General features: G+C 66.9%; 3 protein-coding genes. 1 reads left to right on the top strand and 2 read right to left on the bottom strand.

The features are described from left to right. The coding region (locus tag ACIRA7_RS15490; RefSeq protein WP_396221740.1) for a WD40/YVTN/BNR-like repeat-containing protein at positions 1-784 on the bottom strand (784 nt) is incomplete at its 3' end. An 88-nt stretch (positions 785-872) separates the two neighbouring features. On the opposite strand from ACIRA7_RS15490, the gene ACIRA7_RS15485 reads away from it, so the two are divergent. Next, positions 873-3,185 (top strand): S9 family peptidase, encoded by a 2,313-nt coding sequence (locus tag ACIRA7_RS15485; RefSeq protein ID WP_396221739.1) that lies wholly within the window; start codon positions 873-875, stop codon positions 3,183-3,185. A 128-nt stretch (positions 3,186-3,313) separates the two neighbouring features. Here ACIRA7_RS15485 and ACIRA7_RS15480 read toward each other — a convergent pair. Continuing rightward, positions 3,314-3,994: hypothetical protein (locus tag ACIRA7_RS15480; protein WP_396221738.1), on the bottom strand; the 681-nt coding region annotated here is incomplete at its 5' end.

The following is a 3,994-nucleotide window of genomic DNA, read 5'->3' as shown; positions in this document are numbered from 1 at the left end:
CGCTGCGCCCCGCGCCGGCGTCCATGCCCCACGGCGTGCGCTGGAACTTCCACATCGACGCATACACGATGCGCGGGTTGTTCACGTCGATCGACAGATCGGCGGCGCCGGTGCTGTCGTTCAGGAATAGCACCTTCTTCCACGTCGCACCGCCGTCGGTGGTGCGGAACACCCCACGATCCGGCGACGGACCGAACGCGTGCCCCAGCGACGTCACGAACGCCACATCGGGATTGGTGGGGTGCACCCGCAGCGACGTGATCTGCTGCGTATTGGCCAGCCCCCGCGGTGTCCACGTCTGGCCACCGTCGGTGGAGCGGTACACGCCGGTGCCGTAGGTGAGGTCCTCACGGGGCTTGCCCTCGCCGGTACCGACCCAGATCACATTGGGGTCGCTGGGCGCCACGGTGATCGCCCCCACCGACGAGAGGTCGGTCTTGCCGTCGGTGATGTTCTCCCACGACTGGCCGGCATTGGTGGTCTTCCACACGCCGCCATTCACGGCGCCGAAGTAGAACACCAGCGGCTTGGTGGGGTCGCCCGTCACCGCGGTGGCGCGACCGCCGCGTGAGGGACCCACGTTGCGCCACCGCAGCGACTTGAAGGCGCGATTGGTTTTCGTACCGTCGGTATACAGGCTCGGATCGTACGCAGGGCGCGTTGTGGCCCCGCTCGATGCGGTGGCCTTTGGCGCAGCCGCTTTCTGCGCGGCGGACGGCATGGCGACAAGCGCCACGAGTGCAGCGGTGGCACCGCCGCGACGAATTCGGGATGATGATCGCATGCGGGGACGTTGCCAGTCTGCGGCGCCGGGTGCAAGATCAGCCGACTCCCAGCGTTTCCCATCCGCATCGAGGCTGCCCATGCGTCCCATGTCCGACCGATCGCCCGTTTCCGCTGCCGCACGTCTGGCTGTTGCCCGAGTGGCGGCTGGCGGTGCCCTGCTCACGCTCGCGGCTCAACCGCTGTGGAGCCAGGCGAAGCGGCCCATGGCCTGGGTGGACGCGCAGCGTCTCCGGTCGGTGGCCGGCACGGCCATCTCCCCCGATGGCAATCAGATGCTGTACGCGCTCACGACGCCGGACTGGAACGAGGCGACGACCCAGAGCGACCTCTATCTGGTACGCACCGACCGCGGGCTCGAGAGCACGCGTCAGCTCACCTTTACCAAGGACAAGAACGAGTCGCAGCCGCGCTGGGCACCCGCCGGCGGGTGGTTCGTGTTCGCGTCCAACCGCGAAGGGACCGCGGGGGATATGAAGCAGCAGCTGTTCCTCATGCGCGCCGACGGCGGCGAGGCGCGACGGATCACCAGTGCGAAGGAGGGCGTGAGCACGTTCGCCTTCAGCAAGGACGGCCAGTGGCTGGTGTATCGCAGCGGCAAAGCCAATGAGGAGCAGCTTTACGCCCTCGCGATGGCGTCGCTCGATCGCGGCACGCCCCTCGATTCACTCGCGCCGACGCCGCTCACGAAGCACCCCACCGGCGTCGGGAGCTGGGAGCTCGCCCCGGATTCCCGTCGCATCTACTTCATCACCGCCGACACCGTCGACACCGACGAGAAGGCGCGGGTCGAGAAGAAGTTCACGGTCGCCGTGCGGAACGCCGAGACGTCGATCAACTCGCTGTGGATGGTCGACCTCGCGTCGGCGTCACGTCCGACCACGCGGGTCACCCGCGACACGTCGCTGGCCGTCACGGCCTTCGTGATCGCTCCCGACAGCCGTTGGGTGGGCTTCAGCGCGGTGCCGAACGACCGCTATAAGCGCAACATCACCGAGCAGGGGATCTACGCCGACCAGTTCCTGCTCGATACGCGCGACGGCAGCATCGAGCGACTCACGAAGAACGACGAGTCGGCCGAGTCCGGGCTGTCCTTCTCCCCCGATTCCCGCACGATCGCTTTCTCGGCGTCGGACGACATGGTCGCGTACAACATGAAGAACCGTCGCGTGTATGTGCGCGCCACCGACGCGAAGGGCGCCGCCTTCCGGAAGATTGGAGATCTCGATGGGGACGTGAGTGCCGATTGGTGGTCGGCCGACGGCAAGACCATCTACTTCAACGAAGGCGCCAAGGCCACGCAGCAGCTGTTCGCACTCGATGTGGCGACGGGGAAGGTGAAGGCGGTCACCGATGTGCAGGGCGTGATCTCGGTAACGCAGGACGAGACCACGAAGCGTCTGATGGTGTCGTATCAGGATCCGACCACACCGCCGTCGATGTACACCGTGGCGTCGCTGGCCGCGCTCGCGTCACGTGCGTCGTGGACGCAGCTCACCGACCCCAATCCGTGGGTGCGCGAACAGATCGCGCTCGGCGAAGAGACCGAGTTCACCTGGACCTCGAAGGACGGCAAGAAGGTGGGCGGCGTGCTGCTCAAGCCGGTCGGCTACCAGCCGGGGAAGAAGTATCCGCTCATCGTCGCCATCCACGGCGGACCGGCGTCGGCCGACCTGCTCTCGTTCAACGGCGGCTACGGGGCGCAGGTGTACGCCGGGCAGGGGTGGGCGGTGCTCATGCCGAACTACCGTGGCTCCACGAACTACGGCGAGGCCCACAAGAACGGCATCGTGGGCAACTACATGGCCCCCGGCTTCAACGACATCATGACCGGCGTCGATGCCCTCATCAAGGATGGCATGGTCGACAGCACCAAGATGGGCGTGTTGGGCTGGAGCGCCGGTGGCCACTGGAGCAACTGGATTCTCACACACACCGATCGCTTCAAGGGCATCTCGAGCGGCGCCGGCACATCGAACTGGATCTCGATGTACGCCCAGTCCGACGTGCAGCGGAACCGGCAGTATTACCTCGGCAACAAGCTCCCCTACGACGACTTCGACGCCTACTGGAGGCAGTCCCCGATCCGGTACATCCGGAACGCGAAGACGCCCACGATGATCCACGTGGTCGAGGGCGACCCGCGCGTGCCGAGCCCGCAGAGCGTGGAGCTGCACATGGGCCTCAAGCGGGTGGGTGTGCCCACTGAGCTGTTCATGTACCCGGGCGCTTCACACGGCATTCCCGACGCCCGCAACCGGCTGGTGAAGAGCACCGCCGAGATGGCGTGGATGAACTACTGGGTGCTGGGCAGCGGCAAGAAGTTCTCGTGGCGCGAGGTCCTTGAGACGCTCGAGGATCCCAAGGCGGAGAAGAAGGTCGAGGTGAAGGGGATCAACTGACCGGCGACGCCATCTGACTGGAAACGATCACACAGAGTCGCAGAGAGCGCAGAGGCGCAGAGAAAATCCATCTTCTCTGCGCCTCTGCGCTCTCTGCCACTCTGCGTTGTCTTTTCAGAGGGCCAGAACTACGGGCACCCCTTGGCGACGATCGGGGCCGGGCATTGGCTGCCATCGGCGGCACAGAGCGCGGTCCGTATCACGAGGCGATCGGCGAAGCGCGTGATCGGCACGCCGTTGTCGGGGAGGACGTCGAGCGTTGGCCAGCCCTTCACGAGGCTGGCCATGATGCGGGCGTAGTCGCGCGGCGACCGAATGTCCGGACTTCTGGCGGACCGATGCAGTTGGGCGAGGTCAAACATCAGCCAGGCATTCTCGTCGGTGATCTGACCGACGGCGTGTTCGCTGCGATCCTTGACGTCGCCTTCGTGTAGACGGACGGCGATGGTGAGGGCGGAGTTGAGGGCGGAGAGCGCCGCCGACTCCTGGCCGCCGGCGAACTCGACGGCGGCCAGGCCCTGCAGGAAGGTGACGCTTTCGCGCGTGATGACGCGGCCCACCGACGGGACGTCGCCGTAGGCCCTCACCAAGATGCGGCGTGCATCCGCAACCGCGCCGCGGGAGGCCAGCAGCCGGACGAGCGCGTCGGCGCTGGACCGATCGCCCGGCGACGCGGCGGCGACCGCCTCGCGCAGAATCCGGGTGGCGCTATCGGCGCAGCCACGCAGCATCCAGAGATCTGCGCGGCCGCGTCGGGTAGCCTGCTCGGTCGCCTCGTCTCCGGCGGTTCGCGCGGCCGTGCCGGCGTT

The sequence above is a fragment of the Gemmatimonas sp. genome (assembly GCF_044376735.1).
Lineage (GTDB): Bacteria > Gemmatimonadota > Gemmatimonadetes > Gemmatimonadales > Gemmatimonadaceae > Gemmatimonas.
The sequence above is the reverse complement of the archived record's forward strand: the minus strand, read 5'-3'. Positions and strand labels throughout refer to the sequence as shown.

Excerpts from the sequence above, each read along its gene's own strand:
- ACIRA7_RS15485 (WP_396221739.1), top strand. The coding sequence starts at position 873 with ATGTCCGACCGATCGCCCGTTTCCGCTGCCGCACGTCTGGCTGTTGCC.